We start from the raw sequence: 20,900 nt of genomic DNA on the forward strand, positions 1-20,900 counted from the left end.
CGCCGGTGCGTCGCCGCCGGCCGCCGCGCCCGCCATCGCCATCGAGGTCGAGTGTCCGCGCAACGCGGTGCCGCGCGGCAGCAGCGACCACGCGACGGACCCGCCAATCGCGATGGCGGCCATCGCCACGGCGATCAGCCCATACGGCAGGCCCGGCTTCGGCGGGGGCGAGGGCAGGGCCTGCGGCGAGGCCACGGCGACCGGCACGCTCGGCCCGGGCGGCACCTCACCGACGCCCGAGGCGACGACGGGCTGCTTGCGGGTCCACGTGTCCCAGCCGAGCGTACGCGACAGCGCTTCCTTCACGGCAGCGATGGTGGGGTACCGGCGGTCCGGATCGGGATCCGATGCGCGCTCGACGATGCGGATGAAGTCGTCGGGCAAATCGGGCCGCAGATCGGCCAGCGGCATCCGTTCGCCGCGCAGGTAGCGCGCCGTGAGATCGGCCAGCGACGACGCACGGACCGGATAGGCCCCCGACACGAGGTAGTAGAGGACGACGCCGAGGCTGTAGACGTCGCTGCGGCTCGAGGGCGGCACGCCTCCGGTGACCTCGGGGGCCAGGAATGGCAGTGTGCCCGCCTGCAGGTCCAGCGCGTCGATCGGCACACCCTGCGGCCACACGTCCATCAGGACCAACCGGCCGCCGGCCTCGCGCACGATGTTGTCGGGCGACAGCAGGCCGTGGGCCAGTCCTTCGCGGTGCAGCGCGGAGACGGCCCGACACAGTTCCCACCCGATCAGCGCCGCCTCGCGCGCACTGAAGGTGCCCTGCGTGACCACCACCTGGTCCAGGCTGCGCCCGTCGACGAACTCCATCACCAACCCGGTGCGGTCGTCGTGCTGCTCGGCGCCGTAGACCTCGACGGCGTTGGGATGCCGGACGCGGGCGAGTGTCTGGCCAGTGGCCAGCAGGGCCGCGGCGACCTCGGGGCCGGACGCTGCGGGCAGGAACCGCACGACGACGTCGCGATGGAGATGGTCGGTGGCCCGCACCACGTGGCCGAGTGTGCCGGACCCGAGGGACCGCAACAGCCGGTACGGCCCCCAGGTGCCAAGGTCGGGCTCGTCGTCGGGAACGACGGGCGTCGCCGCCAGTGACGACGGCGGTGCCGTATCGCCAGGCGGAGTGGCGATCAGCGCGGACTCATCGAGACCGTCGAGCTCTGGTACGCTGCGGTGGAGTTCGGCGATGTCCGCGATGACGCGGAGCTGCCGGAAGATCGCGCGCTCGGCCTCGCTGCCCAGTTCGGCCTCGAGCGCGGCCCAATCCACTTCCTGGCCGTCGGCGAGCGTCGCAGCCAGATCCGTGAGCCCGCGGTCGTTGCTCATGCGCGAAAGTGCCTCATTGTCGCACAGGTTCGACGACGACCGGAGGGGCCCGGGACGCGTCCAACCGGGAGTGGCCGTGAACCCGTCCCGCCTCGTCCGTTGGTCACACGCACTCGTGGCCGTGCCGCTCGCCCTCGTGATGCTGGGGGCCACCCCGTACGCGCAGGACGCCCCTCTGCCAGACACCGCGGAGCTGATTCGCGAGGTCAAGGCCGGGTTGCGCACCGACGAGGAACTGCTCCGCCAGTACACCTTCAAGGAGCGTCGTCGCAACGTCAACGTCAGCCGGCTCGGCAAGGTGCAGTTCGGCCAGTGGCGCGAGTTCGAGGTCTACCCGTCCGAGGTGCCCGGGGAGACGTACAAGCGCCTGATCAGCGTCGACGGGACGCCGCTGCCCGCAGCCGAGCTCGCCCGACGGGACGCCGCCCACCGCAAGACGGTGCTCGACCGTCTCGAGCAGATCCGGGTCGAGCGTCCGAAAGACCGGCAGAAGCGACTGGCCAGGACAGCAAGGGAACGCCAGGAGGAACAGGACGTCATCGACGACGTGTTCGCGGTCTACGAGATCCGCCTGATCGGCCGGGAGATGCTCGACGGCCGCCCGACGCTGGTGACCTCGCTGACCCCGCGGAAGCAGGCCCGCACGAAGAGCGACGCCGGCAAGTTCCTCAAGAAGGTGCGGGGCAAGGCCTGGGTGAACGAGGCCGACCGTCAGGTGGTGCGCACCGAGCTCGAGGCGGTGGACGACATCACCTTCGGGTTCGGCCTGCTCGCCCGGATGCAGAAGGGCAGCACGATGATGTTCCGCCGCACGCTCGTCAACGGCGAGATCTGGCTGCCCGCCGAGGCGCAGTACAGCGTCGTCGGCAAGACCCTCGTGTTCCGCAAGTTCTCGCTGGAGTCGACGACCCGCTTCTCGGAGTACCGGAAGTTCAACGTGACGACCTCCGAGGAAGTCACGCCGAAGTCCTGAACGGCGAATCGTGAAGGGCTAGGTCCGACGCAGGTCGGGACGCCAGTCCCGCACGGCCTGCTTGATGGCCTTGGGCGTGAGCCGCTCGGCCAGGGCCCGGTCCACCAGCGCCGGCCACTCGGCGTCGCTGGCAAAGCGCAGCGCCACCACCTGCTTGGGCGAGAGCTCGTGCCAGCGCGCGATCTGCCCGGGCGTCAGCAGGGACGTCGCCCGGAACCGCTCCTCGAGCAGGATGATGCGATCCTGCAGCGCGGTCGTGTAGGTCCGCCCGATCAGCAGCAACGTGAACAAGCACAGCAGCAGCCCGGCCCAGGCCAGTGTCGGACCCCAGCTGATGTCGCGCGCACTGGCCACCACCCCGACGAGCGTCACCGCCCAGAAGGCCGTGCCGACCAGCGTGGCCACCGGCTGGTGCGCATGATTGGCGTACGTCTGCGTGCTCATGACTGACTCGGCATGGACGAGTGGCGCAGGACCACGGGCGTCGTGCTCTTGCGGCGCAGCCGCATGTTGAGCACTTCGACCAGCAGCGAGAACGCCATCGCGAAGTAGATGTAGCCCTTGTCGATGTGCTGACCGAAGGCCTCGGCGACCAGCATGACGCCGATGAGGATGAGGAACGCCAGCGCGAGCATCTTCATCGTCGGGTGCTTGGCGACGAAGTTGGCGATGGGCCCGGCGAACACGAGCATCACGCCCGCGGCCAGGACGACGGCGACCATCATGATCGGCACGTGCGGCGTCATGCCGACGGCGGTGATGACCGAGTCGAGCGAGAAGACGAGGTCGATCAGCATGATCTGCGCGATGACGCCGACCATCGTGGCGCCAGCCCTGGCCGCGCCGCCCGCGTGATGCTCCTCGCCCTCGAGCTTGTCATGGATCTCGAACGTCGCCTTGCCGATGAGGAACAGACCACCGAGCAGCAGGATCAGCTGCTTGCCGGAGATGCCGCGGCCGAGCAACTCGAACAGCGGCCGTGTGAGGCCCATCACCCACGAGATCGCGAGCAGGAGGCCGAGACGCGAGATGACCGCCATGGCGATGCCGAGCTGACGGGCCTTGGCCTGCTGCTCCTGCGGCAGACGGCCCGACAGGATGGCGATGAAGATGACGTTGTCGATGCCGAGCACGATCTCGAGCGAGGCCAGGGTGGCCAGCGAAATCAGACTCGCGACGCTCCAGAGCGGAGCGGCGGATACGGCCGCGGCGCCCGGCGCCACGTCGGACACGGCCAGCAGAGAAGGCCACACGGCCGTCAACGACTCAATCACGAGAGGTCCTTTCGACGCCGCCCGAGCCGGGGCGCGGCCTCAGATTGTACAGGGGACGACGCGCGTGTCAGGCGCTGGCGCGCTTGCGGGGCTTCCTGGCGGCCGCCTCGGCGCGGGTCGAGCCGAGCGTGGCCTTGGCAGGCGTCTTCTTGCCGGCGCTGACGGTTTCGAGGCTGCGGCGGAGCGCCTCCATGAGGTCCACCACCTTGGCCGGCGCCTCCTCCGCGGTCTCCACGATGTCTTCGCCGGCGACCTTGGCGTCGATCAGGGTCCGCAGCGCTTCCTGGTAGGTGTCGTGGAAGCTCTTGATGTCGAGATCGCCCTCGAAGGTCCCGATGACCTGCTGGGCCAGCTTCACCTCCGCCGGCTTGAGGGTGGCGGGGACGTTCTCGAGTTCTTCGATCTGCGACATGCTGCGCACCTCGTCGGCCGACCGCAGCGTGTACATGACGAGCCCCTTCTCCCGAGGCTGCACGGCGACGATGTACTCACGGCCGTAGAGCGCGAGCTTGCCGATGCCGGTCTTGCCCTGCATGCCCTCGCGGATGACGGCAAAGGCTTCGGCGGCGACGGTGCCGTCGGGCGCCAGGTAGTACGGCCGCTCGAAGTAGATGGGGTCGATCTGGTCGACCGTGGTGAACTGCGTCAGGTTGATCAGGCGCGTCGACTCGGGCCGGACCTTCGAGAGATCCTCCTCGGTCACCGTGACGAAACGGCCCTTCGAGAACTCGTAGCCCTTCACGATCTCGGTGTTGGCCACCTCACGCTCGCAGTGCGGACACCACTTCTTCTGCTGGATGCGCGTCTGGCACTCCTCGTGGAGCTGGTTGAAGCTGATGGTCGCGTGCGCATCCGTGGCCGGGAACACCCGGATGGGGATCGTCACCAGGCTCAGCTTCAGATGGCCCTTCCACGTCGCTCGTGCTGCCATGACTCGTGTCCTTTGCAAACTCGGGGCCCGCAGCGTCGCCCCGGGTGACTTTGTGTCACACCAGGAGAGCTGACGGCCGGCTCCACCTCCGCCAAGGCTCCGGCGGACAAGTCGGAGAGCCAGCCCTACCCAACGCGCGACGCGACTCCCGACGCCCGGTTGCCGGTGCCCGGGGCGCGGTTCCCGGTTGCCGGTGCCCGGTTCCCGGTGCCCGGAGACCCTTGCTATCGGTCCCAGCCCCCCGGATGATTACGGCCGATGCCCCGGAAGGTCCAGCTCTGGCGTGACACGGCGCCCCCGGCGCCCATGCTGGCGACGTCCTGTGACCTGGACGCCATCGACCTCGACCAGTCATCGCTCGTCTACGAGCAGAAGTTCGACGGCATCCGCGCCATCGTCGTCGTCGAGCCCGGCCAGCCGACGCCGCGGGTGCAGCTCCTGTCGCGCAACGGCAACGACAAGACGGCCCAGTTTCCCGAGATCGCCCGCGCCCTCCGGCTGTTGTCGACCCAGCTGAACCGCGCCATCGTGCTCGACGGCGAGATCGTCGCTCTGGACGCCCAGGGGCGACCGGCGTCGTTCACGGCGCTGCAGTCGCGCATGCACCTCAAGGGCGCCAGCGACATCGACGCCCGCGTCGGCACGGTGCCGACGGCCCTCATCGTCTTCGACCTGCTGCGCGAGGGCGTCGAGGACCTCCGGCCGCTGCCCCTGGCCGCCCGTCGGGCCAGGCTCGAGCACCTCCTGCACGTGCGCACGAGCGAGCGGCTGCGGGAAGGGGCCTACACCGCCGGCGATGGCACCCGCCTGCTCGCCCAGGCCCAGCGCGAGGGCTGGGAGGGTCTGATCGTCAAGCACGCCGATGCGCCGTATCTCTCCGGAGCGCGGTCCCGGTCCTGGCGCAAGGTCAAGCTGCATGCGACCGCCACCGTGATCATCGGCGGCTGGACGGACCCCAAGGGGACGCGCAGCGGGTTCGGCGCGCTGATGGTCGGCCGACGGACCGATGCCCGAGGGGTGGCCGCGCGTCCCGCGCGCGGCAGCGACGCCACCCTGTGCTATGCCGGCAACGTCGGCACCGGCTTCAGCGACGCCACGATCACCGACGTGCTGGCCCGCCTGCGGCCACTGGCGCGGACGACCTCGCCCTTCGTCGATGCGCCCCGCGTCCGCGGGCAGCACTGGGTCGAGCCGCGCCTGCTCTGTGAAGTGCGCTTCAGCGAGTGGACCCCCGAGGGACGTCTGCGCCATCCCGTGTTCCTCGGCCTTCGCGACGACGTCGACGTCGACGCGGCCGAGGCGACGACGGCGCCCGACGTCGGCGTGGTGGGGATGCCCGACGTCACGTTGTCGGGTAGGGCCCGTTATCCGAACGGGCCGTCAGCCAGTCCCCGGTCGATGGGGACGGCCGGCTCGGAGAGCCGGCCCTACCCACTGAGCCAGCCCTCCCCACTGAGCCAGGCCTCCCCGCTGAGCCAGATCGTCGAGCAGCTCCAGTCACACGAGGACGCAGGGCGCGACGGCACTCTGACACTGCCCGAGGGCGCGCTCGACGTGACGAACCTGCGCAAGGTCTTCTGGCCTGCGTCCGGGCTGACCAAGGGCGATCTGCTGCGGTACTACGCGCGCACCTCGCCCTGGCTGCTGCCGGTGATTGCCGACCGCCCGCTGGTGATGAAGCGCTATCCGAACGGCGTGCTCGGCAAGGCCTTCTACCAGCAGCGCGCCCCGGACACGGTGCCGGCCGGCGTGCGCGTGGCGACGGTGGACGGCGACGAGGACGACGATGGGCCGACGCCGAGACTCGTCGGGGGATCGCTGCTGACGCTGCTCTACGTGGCCCAGCTCGGGGCCATCTCGCTCGACCCGTGGTTCTCGCGCGCCGCCACGCCCGCCACCGCCGACTTCGTGGCGATCGACCTCGACCCCATGCCCGGCGTGCCGTTCACGCAGGTGCGCGACGTGGCGCGCTGGGTGCACGACGCGCTCGTGCTGCTCGACATCCCCGCCGCGCTCAAGACCTCGGGGTCGTCGGGCCTGCACATCTACATCCCGCTCGCACCGGGCACCTCGTACGAGTCGGGGCAGCTGCTGTGCCAGATCGTGGCCACGGCCGTGGCCTCGCAGCATCCTGCGGTCGCCACGGTGGAACGCGCGGTGGCGAAACGGGGACGCACGGTGTACGTCGACTACCTGCAGAACATCGAAGGCAAGACACTGGCGTGCGCCTACAGCGCCCGCGCCAGTCAGTTCGCCGGCGTCTCGACGCCGCTCCACTGGCAGGAGCTGGACGAGGACGTGCGGCCCGAGGACTTCACGCTCGATGGCGTGGAGACGCGCTTCGCGCAGGTGGGCGACCTGTGGAACCCGGTGCTGCAGGGGCCGCCGGCCGACCTGCACACCGTGCTCGACAAGCTGTCGAGCTGACTAGCGCGCCACGCCGCGCACCACCACCCGGCGGAACTCGGCGGTGTCATCGAACGACCCGACGCCGACGCGTCCCCACGTCAGCGCCGTGTCGGTCGCCACCATGATGGGTTCCGGCCGATCGTCCACGTAGACCTCGAGGCGGCCGCTGGCCGCTGACCGTACCAGGCGGGTCCGATGCCACTCGCGATCGACGAGCGGCGTCACCTCGGAGCGCGAGTCGATGCGCCGCCGGTCGGCCTCGTCGACCAGGAAGATGCCGTTGTGCACTTCGTCGCGCGCCGCCGAGAGATGCACGTAGTAGAACTTCGTCGGCGACTGGTAGCCGACGATGAGGAGGGCGTCGCGCCGTGGCGTGACGTCGGGCATGGCGGCCGTGGACCGCACCTCCACCTCCAGCGTGGTGTCGGTCAGGTCGGGTCCGTTGACCAGCGCGAGCGCCGAAGGCCGCCGCACCGATCCGCCCGGCTTGCCCGCCGTGACCAGCGCGAGCAGGCCCTCACGGACAGCCCAGGTCCCCGAGCCGTCGAGGGTCCACTCCCGGGCCAGCGACTCCGGCGCGAGCGACGGGCGCAGCCGGATCTGCTCGGCGGCCAGCAGTCCCCCGCCGAGCGCCAGCACAGCCAGGCCGATGCTCGTCCGTCTCCCTGCCCACCCCATCGATCTCCGCATCGCCGCATTATCGCTGGATCGCTCTGTGCAAGGAGAGGTGCTCAAGACGGCTTCGTCCCGTGCAGCATTTCGCTGCCGGCGACTCTTGCAGGAGGAGTGGACCATGGGCATTCTCGGATGGATCGTGTTCGGGTTGGTGATCGGCGCGCTGGCCAAGTTGTTGATGCCGGGCAAGGATCCGGGCGGCATCATCGTCACGATGCTGCTGGGCATCGTGGGATCGGTGCTCGGTGGGTTCCTCGGGCAGACGCTGGGCCTCTACGGGCCGGGCGACGCCGCGGGCTTCGTGATGTCGCTGCTCGGCGCGATCCTGCTGCTGGTGATCTACCGCATGGCGACGGGCAACCGCCGCACCATCACGACCTGATTCGCTGCAGGGCTGCAGTCGTAGCCAACACCGGCCGGGGTTCGACAGGTCGCCAGCATCGCTGGCGGTCGGTCGGCCCCGGCCGAGTCGTGTGCGGGCACACATCCACCGTCGGCCCCGGCCGCGTAGAGCGAGCAGGACGTCGTGTCGACGTCCTCACGGAGGCAACATGACCAAACTCGAGCATTTGCAGGATCTGGTGGATAGCAGTGTCAGTCGGCGGGCATTCGCCCGGCGCGTGATGGTTGGCGGCGCTGGTCTCGGCGCGGCGATGGTGGTCGGCGGGGTCGGCATGGACGAGGCCGCGGCGCAGACGCTGACCGACGCCGACATCCTCAACTTCGCCCTCAACCTCGAGTATCTCGAGGCGGAGTTCTACACGGTGGCCACCACGGGTCGCCGCATCGCCGACATCGGCATCGGGACCAGCGGCACCGGTCGCGCCGGCGAGACCGTCGGCGGCGCGCGCGTGGCGATGACCGATCGCCTGATGACGATCTCGCAGCAGATCGCCCTCGACGAACAGGTGCACGTCAACTTCCTGCGCCAGGCGCTCGGTGCGGCGGCCGTCGCCAAGCCGGCGATCAACCTCGAGGCGCTCGGCGTCGGCTTCGCCAATGCCAACGAGTTCTTCACGGTGGCCCGGGCGTTCGAGGACCTCGGCGTGAGCGCCTACGGTGGCGCTGCCGCCCTCGTGCGCAATCCGGCGACGCTGACGGCCGCCGCGCAGATCGGCCTGACCGAAGCGCAGCACGCCGGCGTGATTCGCCTGGTCGTCAGCGATCTCGGCCTGATGCCCGGGATGGTGGATGCCCTCGACGTGCCGACGCTGATGGCGCCGGGCGGACGTCTGTTCCAGGTGGATGGCGAGGGCCGCTCCACCGTGCGCACGGCGAGCCAGGTGCTGGCCGTGGCTTACGGCTCGGCACGCACTGGCACGCGCAGCGGGGGCTTCTTCCCTGCTGGCGTCAACGGCGTCATCAGCACCGTCTAGCACCACATCGGTGCGTGAACGCGCCCGGCGACGCCTGTCCACGGGTCGTCGGCCGCGTCACTTGGCCGCCTCGGCGAGGCGGCCCTCCCACGTCGTGCGGTCCTCGAGCCGGCCGTGAGCGTCGGCCCGCTCGGCGAGCGGGCCCTCCCATCAGTCCACTCAATCCGCGAGGCCGAGCATGCGCAGCAATTGCAGCGCATTGCCGGCCTGCGCGGGCCCCGGGCGGAGCGTGTAGTCGAAGGTCATGGAGATGTCGTGCCCGCTGCCGGCGAGGGTCTCCTGCAGGTGACGACTGTCGGCATGGGCCGTGAACGCGGGGTCGCGCGCCAGTTCGAGGTCGTGTGTCGTCACCGCCCCGATGGCCTCGCACCCGAGCAGGTGGCCCACCACGGTGCGGACGGCGATCTGCCGTTCCGCGCTGTTGGTGCCCTGCAGCACCTCGTCGAGCAGGAAGCACACCCGCCGATCGGCCGTCGCCTCGCGTGCCGCGCGAACGATCTGCTGCAGACGGAGCAGCGACGCCATGAACAGCGACAGCCCGAGTTCGAGCGAGTCGGACACGCGCATGCTGGTGTGCAGCGCGAGCCTGGGCAGACGGAAAGCCGAGGCGCAGACGGGACCGCCGGCCTGCGCCAGGACGACATTCAGGCCGATGGCCCGCAGCAGCGTGCTCTTGCCCGACATGTTCGATCCGGTGATCAGCAGGAACCTCCCCGTCGGCCCCAGTTGGACGTCGTTGACCACGCGCACGGCGTCGGCCAGCAGCGGGTGGCCCACCCCGGTCGCGGTCAGGCTCGTGGCCGCCGCGTCGAGATCGGGAACGACCCACGCGGGCTGATCGAAGGCCAGTGAGGCCAGGCTGCCGAGGGCCTCGACGCGCCCGACGGCCTCGAGCCAGCGGCGAACGTCACGGCCGTGGCGTCGCCGCCAGCGGTCGATGAGCCACCACACATGCAGATCCCAGAGCGTGAGCGTCTGCAGCGGCACGAAGAGCCAGGCCGAGTGACGCACGTCGGCAAGCGCGACCAGTTGCTCGAGTGCGCGCAGTGCCGCCGGCGCCGTCTCGATCTCGGACCGTGCCGTCACCAGCAGCGGTGCCGTGTACGGCATGGCCTGCACGTGGGCGATCAGCGGGGCCCAGGGTCGCAGCCCCTGCTCGCCCGACGCACCGCCCATCGCCTGTTCGAGCGGCTCGTGCACCCACCAGCGCAGGACCCAACCGAGGAGCCCGGTCATCAGCCACCACGATCCGGTGACGACACCCGTGAGCGCACCGATGGCCCCCGCGAGCGTGACCACGGTCAGCAGCAGGGCCAGCGGCATCACCCACACGCGGCCGTCGAGACCCCCGGGCGCCTCCGCCCAGCGCACGACGGGCGGCAGCGCCGCCGCCACGCGAGCCCCCGCGGCATCGGGCAGCAGACGCGCGAGCGCCGAGATGTGCTGGCGGAAGTCGAGCGCCGGCGCGAGCTCGCGCACGGCTGCCTGCCTGGCGTGCATGGTCGCCAGGTCCGACGTCGCGCCATGCAGCAGCCAGTCGGCCAGCACCTCGCGGCCCGTGGGCGTGCGCACCGGGCCCAGCACCTGGGCCAGCGACGCCTGCCCGAAGAGATCGAGGTCGACCGCGAAGGGATGGTCCTCCGGGATGGGCGGGACCCACGGTGCCGGCAGCTCGGCCCAGGTGCGCGCGCGCCGGGCCAACGCCTCGCGATTGAGCGCGACCAGCGCGAGCGCCGCCTCGCGTCGGCGCTCGATGCGATCGTGGCGCACCACCAGCCACAGGAACAGCACGACGCCGAACGCCAGGCCGCCTGCCGCCCACGGCGATGACGTCCGGACGACCAGCACGAGCGCGGCCAGCGCCAGCGCGGCCGCGGCGAGCCGCAGGCGCGAGTGCCAGCGCGATCGGTCGCCCTCGGCGCGAGCCATGCGGGCGTAGCTGGCGAGCCGGTCGCGGTAGGCGTCGTCCATGCCGCCCATCCTACGCGGTCGGCGCGCGCCGCCAGCAGGCGGCGAGCAGGCTGCCGAGGACCGAGTGCGTCAGGCTCGACATGGCGCACGGGATCGCCACGAGCGGACTCGCGAAGTGCTGCCGCGCCAGCACCACGCCCAGCCCCGAGTTCTGCATCCCGACTTCGATGGCGATCGTGCGCGCGGCGGTCTCCGGGCGACGGACCAGGCGCGCACCGATGTACCCGAGGGCGAACCCGCCCGCGTGCAGGCCGACCACGGCACCAAGCAGCCGTGCCCCCGCGCCGAGCACGTCATCCCGCCCCGCCCCGAGGATGCTGCCGACGATCAGCGCCACCGTGATCACCGCGATCAGCGGCGCCACCACCTGCACGCGCGCCGCCGCACGCGGCGCCAGGCGTGTCAACGCGACGCCGATCACCACCGGCAGGATCACCACCTGCAGGGTGCTGACCAGCAGGCCGACCACCGACACCTCGACGCGGCTTCCGGCCAGCATCTCCGTCAGCAGGGGTGTCATCACCGCCGCCAGCAGCGTCGACACCGCGGTCATCGTCACCGACAGGGGCACGTCACCGCGCGCCAGGAAGGTGACGACGTTGGACGCCGTGCCGCCGGGACAGCAGGCCACGAGCACCAGCCCGACGGCAAACGGCGTCGGCAGATCGCATGCGTAACCGAGCGCCCACCCGAGCAGCGGCATGACGGTGTACTGGAGCACGACTCCCGTCGCCACCGTTCCTGGCGCCTGCGCGACACGGGCGAAGTCCTCGACCTGCAGCGTGAGGCCCATGCCCAGCATCACCACACCGAGCCCCCACGTCAGCAGCGGGCCCGAGAACCATGTCAGCCAGCGCGGCTCGATCAGGGCGACGACGGAGGCCGCCACCACCCAGAGAGGAAAGGCGCGCGTCGCCCCTTCGAGCACGCGGTGCAGTGTTGGCGTCGCCGGCAAGGTGCGCCATTCTATGCCCATGCCTCGACGCGCCCCCCCCCGGAGTGTCGTCCGCCTGCTCACGGTCGCCATCGTCGGCGTCGCCATCGCCGCGACCCGCGCCCAGAGTCCGGTCGAACACTCGGCGCTGCACGACTTCCGCATCGTCACCGTCGCCGACGGTCTGGTGGTGCCTGGGCCATGGCCTTCCTGCCAGACGGCGACATGCTGATGACCGAAAGGCCAGGGCGGCTCCGTGTCGTGCGACGCGGGCGACTGCTGCCCGAGGCGGTGGCAGGCGTCCCACCCGTGCGTGCTGGCGGCCAGGGCGGGCGGCTCGATGTAGCGGTCCACCCGCGCTTCGCGGAGAACAGGCTGATCTACCTCAGCTACGCCCACGGTCACCGCACCCGCGTGGCCAGCGCGCTCGTGCCGGCGGCCAGCGCCGTGCCGTCGGCGTCCGAGTACATCGCGCGCTCGACGACGATCTGAGGCGGCTCGTCGCCGTCGCTGGCCCCCAGCGCCTCGACGAGGACGCCGAAGCGGCGGCCATGCGCCACCTCCCCGATGTCGGGCCCGATGGCGGCATTGGTACGAGACTGTGCCGCCAGGCCGTACACCGTCGATGCCGAGGTCCCGTCCTCGAACAGCAGCGTCACGCGCGCACGCCCGGCGAAGGCCGACGTGTTGGCGATCAGCACGTAGGTCTGCGTCGCACGCGCACCGCCCACCTCGCCCTCGGCCAGCGCCCACACCGTGCCGGTGGTCGTCGCACCGGCGGAGCCGTGTGCCTCGTGCCAGGTCGTCCCATCGCCCGGCCACCACATCGCGCGCTCGGCGATCAGCGGCACCCCGTTGGTCGACTCCACGACCATCGACAGCGCGACGTCGGCCAGGGGTTCCCCGGCCACGCCGGGCACGATCGTGCGATCGACCCACAGGCTCGTGCGCGCACTCGCCGGCGCCACCATGGTCGTCACGTACGTCCGGCCGTCGTCCAGCAGGTAGGTGACGCGCACGGCCGCATCCACGTCGCTCGGATTGGCGAGCAGGATGAACTGATCGAAGAAGGCCCCGGTGCGGCCCTCGGCGAAGAACCAGCGCGTCGAGGGCGTGGTCACGCCCATGCTCTCGTGACCGGCGTCGAAGGGGCGCCCGCCCGACGATCGATACATCGCCCGCTCCGCGATGATCGGCGTGCCGTCGAGCGTCTCCACCACGGCGCTGACCTCCGCGGCGGCAAGCGCCTGGCCCAGCCCCGGGAACTGCTCGAGGTTGACCCAGATGTTGGTGCGGGAGCGCGGCGCAAGGGTGTAGATCTTCTCGAGCGAAGGCTCCGTGGCGCGCAGGTAGCGCACGCGCACGTCGACCGAGCGCGCGTCCGGGTTCTGCAGGAGGTAGAAGAGGGCGAAGCCGCTGTGTGTCGCACCTTCGGCGAAGTACCACCGCGGCGAGGGCTGCATCGCGGCCGTCTCCGCATGCGCCCCATAGCCTGATGGGCCCCAGGTCATCGTCCGATCCACCACCAGCGGCTGCGACGCGGTGACGATGGTGGAGAACTCGGCATCGGCAAGGGTCGGGATCGTGCCGGGCCAGATCGTGCGCCGTGTGCGTGCCGGCACGTCGACGGACAGGTCGACCGGATCGTGTCCACTCCTGAGAAACGTGACGGTGGCCGAGGTGTCGATGTCGCCCGCGTTGAGCAGCGCGAGGCGCGTGTCGAAGAAGCCCGAGGCCGCACCTTCGGCAAGGAAACGGCTGTGCATGGCGACCGGTGGCTGAGGCAGGAACACCACCAGCCCCGTGCGCAGACCGGTGGCCGCGGCCTGCGACACCGTCACCACGGCGGACGTGGTCGGGAGCGGCGACGGCAGGACGCCGGTGGGCAGCCCGACGCCACCGCTGACGGAGGGCAGGGCCGCCAGCGTCACCGGCATGTCTCCGGTCCCATGTGCGGGACTCACGGTCAGCCACGGCACATTGCTGATCGCGATCCAGGATCCGGTCGAGGCCGTGACGTCCAGCAGCATCTGCGTGGAGGCGCCCTCCGATGGAGGCTGCCACGAGACGGCACTCACCGTGGCGCTGGGATCGCCCCCGGCCTGCACCACGGTCACGACACGACCCGCGGCCGTGAACGTGCCCGTCCGCGGTTGTGTCCGAGAGGTCGGCGCGACCACCACGGCGATCGTGCCAGTCCCCTGCCCGCTCGAGGGCGAGACGGTGAGCCAGGGCACGGTGCTGGCCACGGACCAGGAGGCATCGGGCGCCGACGCCGTCAAGGCGACCAGCCGCGTGCCGCCTGGCGCCTCGAGCGACAGCGTCGTCGGATCGACGGAGAAGCCAGGCACCACGCCCGCCTGGACGAACGTCACGAGGTGCCCCGCCAGCGTGACCGTCCCGGTGCGGGCGTGCACGGACACATTGGCCGCCGCACGCACGAGGACCGACCCCGGGCCGGTACCGGCCTGCACCTGTGCGGTGAGCCAGGTCGCCGACGACGTGATGCTCCAGGCGTTGTCGGGCAGCGAGCTGGTGACGGTGAGCGGGTACGCATCGCCGGTCGACGGCACCTCGACGCGCGTCGGCGCCACGGTGACCTGAGGCACGGCTCCGGCCTGCGTCACCACGACCGCCTGCCCGCCGATGCTCACGGTGGCCGTCCGAGGCAACGCCGACGTGGTGTGCGCCGACGCGACGAGGGTCACCGTGGCAGCGCCGACGCCGCTGGCAGGCATGGCACTCACCCACGAGGCGCTGGGGGTGACGTCCCAGGCCCCGTCTGCTGGCGTCACCGTGACGCCGACCACCTGCGTGCCACCGCTCACGGGAGGCGACCACGTCGCCGGACTCACGGTGACGGCCGCCGGAGCGCCACCCTGCGAAACCGGGAGCGCCTGTCCGCCGACAGTCACGAACGCCGTTCTGGGCGCGGCCGACGAGGTGTGCGGCAGCGCCGTCAGGGTGACCACCGTGCTGCCGGTGCCCGAGAGCGGGCTCACGGTCAGCCAGGCCTGCGAGCTCGAGGCCGTCCACGCCGCGTCGGGCAATGAACTGGTCAGCATCGACGTACGTGTCTCGCCGCCGTGGGCGAGCGCAGGCGCCGGAGACGCCCACGTGAACTGCGCCGTCGCGCCTCCCTGGGTGACGGTGATGGTCCGCCCACCGATGGTGGCCGTGGCGGCGCGGGCGAGCGCCGACGTGGTGTGCGGCGCCGCCATCATCGTCACGGTCGCCGATCCGATGCCACCGGTGGGCGTCACCGTCAGCCAGGCCTGGTTTGTGGAGGCGGTCCAGGTCGCGCTGGCGGCCGAACTGCTGAGGGCGACCGACGTCGTGTCGCCGGCCGCGGCCGCTGCCCAACTGGTCGGGGTGACGGTGAACGACGCCAGAGCCTCGGCCGCCGCCGCGATGCGGATGCGAGGGAACGTCAGGCCATTGCGGGCATCGGTGACCGTCGCTCCGGTCGTCTTCAACGCCGAGAGGACGGCGTCCACCGACGCCGTCGGCAGGCGCTCGCGCAGCAACGCCCACGCACCGGTCACATGAGGCGCGGCCATCGAGGTGCCGCTTCGCACGGCCGTGCCGCCGCCGGGGACCGGCGCCGTGATGGCGCCGCCCGGCGCCAGCAGCTGCAGGAAGCTGGCCGCGTTGCTGTAGCTCTCGACGACATCGGACTTGGAGGTGCTGCCGACGCTCACGGCGTTGGAGAAGCACGCCGGGAACTCCAGTCCCGTCGACGTGCTGGTGTTGCCCGACGAGACCACGGGGGCGATGCCGGCGGCGCGCAGGGCGGCAAAAGCCGTGAACACCGCCGGCGACGCCGCGTCACACGTCATCGCATAGGTGGACTCGGTGCCGAGACTCAGGTTCACTGCCGCGATGTCGTAGGTCGAGGCGAGCACGAGCACGCGGTCGATCGCCTGGAGGACATCGGTGAAGTACGCGAGGTCGTCGCGCGAGAACACCTGCATGGCGATGATCGACGCCAGTGGAGCCACCCCGCCGCTGCCGGCCGCAATCCCGGCGACGTGCGTGCCGTGCGTGCAGCCCGAACAGGGCGCCGCGGACCCTGGCGCCGTCGAGGACAGCACCTTGCCGGGGCACTGACTCGCCGCGGTGCTTCCGTGCCCGGAGTAGCACGCTTCGGCCACGACCCGGCCACCGAACGCCGGATGCATCACATCGACCCCGTCGTCGAGAATGGCCACGGTCCAGCCCGCGCCGCGATAGCCCTGTGCCCACACCTGGTCGGCCTGCACCAGCGGCACGCTCTGGGCCAGCGTGCGGACGAACGTGCGGTCCTCCTCGAGGGCAGCGATGGCCGGGTCGGTCAGCAGGGTCTCGAGGCCCTCGGCATCGATCTCGACGACGAGCACGGGGAGCATCGTCAGGGCGCGGGCGGCACGGGCACGCGCCCCCAACCGGGCGACGACCTGCGCCAGCGCCGCGCCGTTGGCCGCGCGCGCCGTCTCTCCGGCCACGCCTGCGGCAGACGGCGGGGACGACAGGCTGGCAATCAGACGAATGGTGCCCGACCCCTGCGCCTGCTGCCGCCAGCGGGCCAGCGCGCTCGCACCGGCCTCATCCACCGCCTGCCCGGCCGCCACGCGGGCCACGACAGGACCACCGGTCTGCGCCCCACCCGCCGCGGGCCACACGAGTGCCACCACCAGGACGACACTCGACGCGAGCCGTCGCCGCCCGGCCCGAAGCCACGCCATGGTGCCACCTGCCTGGTTGGGAGTCTCGATCGCCACGGCCAGCCAACACTACCGTATCCGACTCCCCTGAGCCTTGAGCCCTGAGCCTTGAACCTTGGGCCTTGGGCCTTCGGCCTTCGGCCTTCGGTTCTGAGCCCTGAGCCCTGGCCCTCGAGCCTTCGGTTCTGAGCCCTGAGCCCAGAGCCCTGAGCCTTCGGTTCTGAGCCCAGAGCCCTGAGCCCTGAACCCCGTGCCCTGAGCCCGTGCGATAGACTGGCCGCCGGTTTCCCAGGAGAACGTGTCGATGCTCGGGATGCAGTCGGTGGAGAGGTCGCGGCGCGTGCGGGCCGTGAGCGGTGTGTGCCTCGCGGTGGCCGTGGCGGTCGGGGTCTCGCAGGTGTCGGTGGTAGGCCAGGGCACGCCGCGAGAGTGGCGCGACTACGCGGGCGGCCCGGACAGTTCACGGTTCGTCGCGGCCACGCAGATCACGAAGGCCAACGTCGGGCAGTTGCAGGTGGCGTGGACCTATCCCGATGGCGACACGGACTTCAACCCCGTCGTCGTGCGCGGCACCATCTATACGCGGGCTCGAGGCAACGTGATGGTGGCCGTCGACGCCGCGACCGGCAAGGAGCTGTGGGCGTCGGCCGAGATCAAGGCGTTCGCCATCCGTGGCGTCAACTACTGGGAGAGCGCCGACGGGAAGGATCAGCGGCTGCTCTTCAGCACGCTGAACATGCTGCGGGCCCTGGATGCGAAGACGGGCAAGCCCATCCCAACCTTCGGCAAGGACGGCGTCGTCGACCTGCGCGAGGGCCTCGACCGCGACGCGGCGACCGTCGAGCAGCAGAGCCGTCTGCCCGGACGCGTCTTCGAGCACCTGCTCATCCTCGGGTCGGCCACCAACCGCGAATACGCCTCCGCGCCCGGCGACATCCGTGCCTACGACGTCCGCACCGGCGCGCTCGTGTGGTCCTTCCGGACCATCCCGCGCACCGGGGAGTTCGGCGCCGACACGTGGCCGGCCAATGCGCGCGCCACCGTCGGCGGCGCGAACAACTGGGCCGAGTCCTCGGTCGACGTCGCGCGCGGCATCGTCTACGTGCCGACGGGCAGCGGCAAGTACAACTTCTACGGTGGCTACCGCCACGGCGACAACCTGTTCTCGGACAGCCTGATCGCGCTCGACGCCCGCACCGGCCGCCGCCTCTGGCACTTCCAGACGGTGCATCACGACATCTGGGACGTGGACAACAACTCCGCGCCGCAGCTGACCACGGTGCGCCACGACGGCCGCCGCATCGACGTCGTGGCCCAGGCCGGCAAGACCGGCTACCTGTATGTGTTCGACCGGGCGACGGGCGCGCCGATCTGGCCGATCGAGGAACGTCCCGTGCCGCAGGGCGGGACGGTGCCGGGCGAGAAGCTGTCGCCGACCCAGCCCTTCCCGACCAAACCGGAGCCGTTCTCGCGCCAGTCGTTCACCGTGAACGACCTCAACCCGTACATCCTCACCGCCGAGGAACGCGAGCAGTTCCGCCAGCGGATCGCGAAGGCCCGCAACGAGGGGCCGTTCACGCCGATCGGGTTCGAGGACGTCGTCCACATGCCCGGCAATCAGGGCGGATCCAACTGGGGCAGCACCGCGGCCCATCCGGGCGACGGACGGGTGTACGTGATCGGCTTCAACGTGCCGACCATCATCCGGCTGCTCAAGCCAGGCGAGAAGCGGCCGGCGCGCGCCGGCGCCCCCGAGGAGATCGTGCGCGAGGGGTATCCCGTGACCGATGGCTTCGGGCTCTACCCGACCATCATCAAGCCGCCGTACACGACGCTGACGGCGTACGACCTGAACACGGGGGCGATCGCCTGGCAGAAGGGGCTCGGCGACGACCTGCGCCTGCTGCCGCTCGGCATCACGGGCACCGGGTCGGCCTCGACGGTGAAGGGCGGGCTGATCGTCACCGGCAGCGGCCTGGTGTTCGCCACCGCCGCGGACCGCAAGGTGCACGCCTACGACAGCAGCGACGGCAAGGAGTTGGCGACCTTCCCGCTGGGCGGGCCGACCAGCGGCGGACCGTCGATGTTCGAACTGGGTGGACGGCAGTATCTGCTGGTCACGGCCTCGGCGACCCAGCCCACCGGCCCCGGCGCCGTGCCGACGCCGCACAAGGGGCCCACGGGACTCGTGGCCTACGCGCTGCCACGCTGAGGGATGCGCCGACGACCGAGGGCGCGCCGGCCGCGCCCCGGCCGTCAGCGGACGAGCGGCAGACCGAACACCACCGACGCGAGGATGGCGAGCGCGGTGGCCACCAGGCACGCCAGGGCCATCAGCAGATGGTCCAGGCGCTCCGGCTTCAACGGGTCCATGATCCGACCGGCGAGGTAGCCGCCGAGGAAGCCGCCGCCGTGGCCGTAGTTGTCGATGCCCGGCATGATCAGGCCGAACACACCGAGCATCAGGGCGTACCCGACCGCCTGACTGCGGACGGCGCTGCTGCCGCTGCGGCGTCCGTAGTACACCAGCGCGCCGAGCAGGCCGAAGATGGGCGCCGACGCGCCGACGGTGAACTGGGCGCCGCGCAGCATCGGCAGCGGCATCCAGCCCATGAACATGCCGGCCAGTGAACTGGCCGCAAAGCCGCTGACTCCCGCGATCGTGTAGAGGACCACCGTGCGGCCGGGGCCGTACAATTCCGCGGTCGCCGGCGCCAGTTGCCGCACCCACATCATGTTGAACACGATGTGCAGCAGGCCGCCGTGCAGCCAGCCGGCGCTCAGGACGGTCCACCACCGGCCGAAGCCGAACACCGGCACCGCGCCGCTCGACCCGAGCAGGAACAGGCTGACGCGGTCGGGTGACAGTATCCCCAGCATCCCGCCACCCTGTGCCTGTGGGCCCCCGAGCAACAGCGACACGACATAGAGCACGCCGCACGTGACGGTGACCAGCGTGACGAAGCCCAGATCCTGACCGAGCCGTCGCAGCACCGGCGCGAAGCCCCACAGCCCCGGATTGCGCCGGCCGCACGTGAGGCACTCCGCGTCGCGCACACCGACCAGCGATCCGCAACTCGTGCAGACCACCGCCCCTTCTGTCTGTCGTCTGAACATGCGTCCCTGGCGTGCTACGAGGAGAACCGTCGCGCGGGGAACTTCTGCCGCCCGGCGATCGCGGCCAGCCCCGCGCGGGCCTCCGCCGCGGTCTGGGCCGACGGATCGTGCTGCAGGACATCGAGGAAGTGCTGGTAGGCCATGGCCGGCTGGTCGAGATGCCGCAACAACGCCAGGCCGGCACCGAGGTGCGCGTCGGCCAGCCCGGGACCGCGCGGATGGTGCTTGATGTGCCGCTGGTAGACCGTAACGGCGGCCTGCCCGTGGCCGTTGTCCGCGAGCCACTGTCCGAGGGCGAGTGACTGCCGGGGGTCGAGGGCCTGCGCGGCCTCGTGCGAGGGCATCGCGAAGTAGGCACGCGCGGCCGCCGGCATGTCGCCACTGGCGATGGACTGCGCCACCACGCCGCTCACGGCGGGCAGGGACCGCGCCTCGGCCCGGTACTCCTGCGGGGTGCCCTCGACCTCACGCCGTGACAGCACCCACGCCGCCGCCACGCCGGCGATGAACCCGCCGATGTGCGCGCCATGCGCCACCCCACCGCCGCCGCTCCCGCCGGCCACGAGCATCGGCAGGATGTTGTCCAGGAACAGGTAGATGCCGAGCACGATGCGCGCGGGAATCTCGACCACGCGCACGAAGATCGGGAAGAACAGCAGCAGCACGCGGACGACGTTGCGGGGGAACCACCAGAAGTAGAAGCCGAGCACGCCGGAGATGGCCCCGGAGGCGCCGACCATCGGCACCAGCGAGCCCGGTGCCAGCACGGCGAAGAACAGGGTGGCCGCCACGCCCGTCAGCAGGTACCAGAACAGGTAGCTGGCATGACCCAGGCGGTGCTCGACGTTGTCGCCGTAGATCCACAGGAACAGCATGTTCCCGAACAGGTGCATGAAGCCCCCGTGCAGGAACATCGCGGCAAACAGGTCGCTGATCTGCGCCGCGCCGGGCTTGTAGCCGTGGTCGAAGACGAACAGGTCGTAGAGGCTGATGGATCCGACGAGTTCACGGATCGAGACGCCCGCCGGCAGCGACTCGCGGATCGCGCTCACGTAGGCCGCCAACCGGGGATCGCCCGTGGCCGGCGCCTGCCCGGACAGCGGCAGCGTGTAGAACAGGTAGATGGCGACGTTGATCGCGATCAGCGCGTACGTGACGTATGGGATCTTCGACGAGTTGGGCGCGTCGCTCAGTGGCAGCATTGC

15 protein-coding genes and 1 pseudogene are annotated in these 20,900 nt (G+C 70.9%); 6 read left to right on the forward strand and 10 right to left on the reverse strand.

The genetic code is table 11. The features are described from left to right. The coding region (locus tag Q0C41_RS14245) for a serine/threonine-protein kinase (protein ID WP_291984454.1) at positions 1 to 1,332 on the reverse strand (1,332 nt) is incomplete at its 3' end. Positions 1,333 to 1,453: 121 nt separating this feature from the next. Here Q0C41_RS14245 and Q0C41_RS14250 point away from each other — a divergent pair. Next, the gene (locus Q0C41_RS14250; RefSeq protein ID WP_291984455.1) at positions 1,454 to 2,305 is read left to right on the forward strand and encodes a hypothetical protein; all 852 of its coding nucleotides are present in this window, start codon (positions 1,454 to 1,456) and stop codon (positions 2,303 to 2,305) included. An 18-nt stretch (positions 2,306 to 2,323) separates the two neighbouring features. Here Q0C41_RS14250 and Q0C41_RS14255 read toward each other — a convergent pair whose 3' ends face one another. From Q0C41_RS14255 to Q0C41_RS14265, 3 genes are all read right to left on the reverse strand, one after another. Then, the gene (locus tag Q0C41_RS14255; RefSeq protein WP_291984456.1) at positions 2,324 to 2,749 is read right to left on the reverse strand and encodes a DUF6526 family protein; all 426 of its coding nucleotides are present in this window, start codon (positions 2,747 to 2,749) and stop codon (positions 2,324 to 2,326) included. After that, positions 2,746 to 3,474, reverse strand: coding sequence for a TerC family protein (locus tag Q0C41_RS14260; protein ID WP_367079218.1), 729 nt, complete (start codon positions 3,472 to 3,474; stop codon positions 2,746 to 2,748). Before Q0C41_RS14260 ends, Q0C41_RS14255 begins: the two co-directional genes overlap by 4 nt. 172 nt (positions 3,475 to 3,646) lie before the next feature. Next, on the reverse strand, positions 3,647 to 4,510 hold the full coding sequence (locus Q0C41_RS14265; protein WP_291984458.1) for a Ku protein: 864 nt from the start codon (positions 4,508 to 4,510) through the stop codon (positions 3,647 to 3,649). 258 nt (positions 4,511 to 4,768) lie between these two features. Between Q0C41_RS14265 and ligD the strand changes: the two genes are divergently transcribed. Further along, positions 4,769 to 6,937 (forward strand): DNA ligase D, encoded by a 2,169-nt coding sequence (ligD, locus tag Q0C41_RS14270; protein WP_291984460.1) that lies wholly within the window; start codon positions 4,769 to 4,771, stop codon positions 6,935 to 6,937. On the opposite strand, the gene Q0C41_RS14275 is transcribed toward ligD, so the two are convergent. After that, positions 6,938 to 7,609, reverse strand: coding sequence for a hypothetical protein (locus tag Q0C41_RS14275; protein WP_291984462.1), 672 nt, complete (start codon positions 7,607 to 7,609; stop codon positions 6,938 to 6,940). A 103-nt stretch (positions 7,610 to 7,712) separates the two neighbouring features. Here Q0C41_RS14275 and Q0C41_RS14280 point away from each other — a divergent pair, with 103 nt between their 5' ends. Both Q0C41_RS14280 and Q0C41_RS14285 read left to right on the forward strand, forming a co-directional pair. Then, complete coding sequence (locus Q0C41_RS14280) at positions 7,713 to 7,976, forward strand: GlsB/YeaQ/YmgE family stress response membrane protein (RefSeq protein WP_291984464.1); 264 nt, start codon at positions 7,713 to 7,715, stop codon at positions 7,974 to 7,976. Positions 7,977 to 8,145: 169 nt separating this feature from the next. Continuing rightward, positions 8,146 to 8,970, forward strand: a complete 825-nt coding sequence (locus Q0C41_RS14285) for a ferritin-like domain-containing protein (protein WP_291984465.1) — start codon at positions 8,146 to 8,148, stop codon at positions 8,968 to 8,970. Positions 8,971 to 9,129: 159 nt separating this feature from the next. Here the strand turns inward: Q0C41_RS14285 and Q0C41_RS14290 are convergent, their stop codons facing one another. Continuing rightward, positions 9,130 to 10,941 carry a hypothetical protein gene (locus Q0C41_RS14290; RefSeq protein ID WP_291984467.1) on the reverse strand — a complete coding sequence of 604 codons (1,812 nt, stop codon included), beginning with the start codon at positions 10,939 to 10,941 and terminating at the stop codon, positions 9,130 to 9,132. Positions 10,942 to 10,951: 10 nt separating this feature from the next. Continuing rightward, complete coding sequence (locus tag Q0C41_RS14295; RefSeq protein ID WP_291984469.1) at positions 10,952 to 11,896, reverse strand: bile acid:sodium symporter family protein; 945 nt, start codon at positions 11,894 to 11,896, stop codon at positions 10,952 to 10,954. A gap of 130 nt (positions 11,897 to 12,026) precedes the next feature. On the opposite strand from Q0C41_RS14295, the pseudogene Q0C41_RS31430 reads away from it, so the two are divergent. Next, positions 12,027 to 12,304, forward strand: a pseudogene (locus Q0C41_RS31430) (PQQ-dependent sugar dehydrogenase); the annotation flags it as partial. On the opposite strand, the gene Q0C41_RS14305 reads toward Q0C41_RS31430, so the two are convergent. Further along, complete coding sequence (locus Q0C41_RS14305; protein WP_291984473.1) at positions 12,277 to 16,599, reverse strand: S8 family serine peptidase; 4,323 nt, start codon at positions 16,597 to 16,599, stop codon at positions 12,277 to 12,279. The pseudogene Q0C41_RS31430 and the gene Q0C41_RS14305 overlap by 28 nt on opposite strands. Positions 16,600 to 16,882: 283 nt before the next feature. Between Q0C41_RS14305 and Q0C41_RS14310 the strand changes: the two genes are divergently transcribed. Next, on the forward strand, positions 16,883 to 18,790 hold the full coding sequence (locus Q0C41_RS14310; protein WP_291984475.1) for a PQQ-binding-like beta-propeller repeat protein: 1,908 nt from the start codon (positions 16,883 to 16,885) through the stop codon (positions 18,788 to 18,790). A gap of 44 nt (positions 18,791 to 18,834) precedes the next feature. Here Q0C41_RS14310 and Q0C41_RS14315 read toward each other — a convergent pair whose 3' ends face one another. Both Q0C41_RS14315 and Q0C41_RS14320 read right to left on the reverse strand, forming a co-directional pair. After that, positions 18,835 to 19,695 carry a rhomboid family intramembrane serine protease gene (locus Q0C41_RS14315; protein ID WP_291984477.1) on the reverse strand — a complete coding sequence of 287 codons (861 nt, stop codon included), beginning with the start codon at positions 19,693 to 19,695 and terminating at the stop codon, positions 18,835 to 18,837. A gap of 14 nt (positions 19,696 to 19,709) precedes the next feature. Further along, complete coding sequence (locus Q0C41_RS14320; RefSeq protein ID WP_291984480.1) at positions 19,710 to 20,897, reverse strand: rhomboid family intramembrane serine protease; 1,188 nt, start codon at positions 20,895 to 20,897, stop codon at positions 19,710 to 19,712. Positions 20,898 to 20,900: the final 3 nt, after the last annotated feature.

The sequence above is a fragment of the Luteitalea sp. genome (assembly GCF_022842525.1).
Lineage (GTDB): Bacteria > Acidobacteriota > Vicinamibacteria > Vicinamibacterales > Vicinamibacteraceae > Luteitalea.

Coding starts and splice junctions, on each gene's coding strand:
- Q0C41_RS14290 (WP_291984467.1), bottom strand. CDS start 10,941: ATGGACGACGCCTACCGCGACCGGCTCGCCAGCTACGCCCGCATGGCT.
- Q0C41_RS14265 (WP_291984458.1), bottom strand. CDS start 4,510: ATGGCAGCACGAGCGACGTGGAAGGGCCATCTGAAGCTGAGCCTGGTG.
- Q0C41_RS14315 (WP_291984477.1), bottom strand. CDS start 19,695: ATGTTCAGACGACAGACAGAAGGGGCGGTGGTCTGCACGAGTTGCGGA.
- Q0C41_RS14305 (WP_291984473.1), bottom strand. CDS start 16,599: ATGGCGTGGCTTCGGGCCGGGCGGCGACGGCTCGCGTCGAGTGTCGTC.
- Q0C41_RS14275 (WP_291984462.1), bottom strand. CDS start 7,609: ATGCGGAGATCGATGGGGTGGGCAGGGAGACGGACGAGCATCGGCCTG.
- Q0C41_RS14255 (WP_291984456.1), bottom strand. CDS start 2,749: ATGAGCACGCAGACGTACGCCAATCATGCGCACCAGCCGGTGGCCACG.
- Q0C41_RS14280 (WP_291984464.1), top strand. CDS start 7,713: ATGGGCATTCTCGGATGGATCGTGTTCGGGTTGGTGATCGGCGCGCTG.
- Q0C41_RS14320 (WP_291984480.1), bottom strand. CDS start 20,897: ATGCTGCCACTGAGCGACGCGCCCAACTCGTCGAAGATCCCATACGTC.
- ligD (WP_291984460.1), top strand. CDS start 4,769: ATGCCCCGGAAGGTCCAGCTCTGGCGTGACACGGCGCCCCCGGCGCCC.
- Q0C41_RS14285 (WP_291984465.1), top strand. CDS start 8,146: ATGACCAAACTCGAGCATTTGCAGGATCTGGTGGATAGCAGTGTCAGT.
- Q0C41_RS14310 (WP_291984475.1), top strand. CDS start 16,883: ATGCTCGGGATGCAGTCGGTGGAGAGGTCGCGGCGCGTGCGGGCCGTG.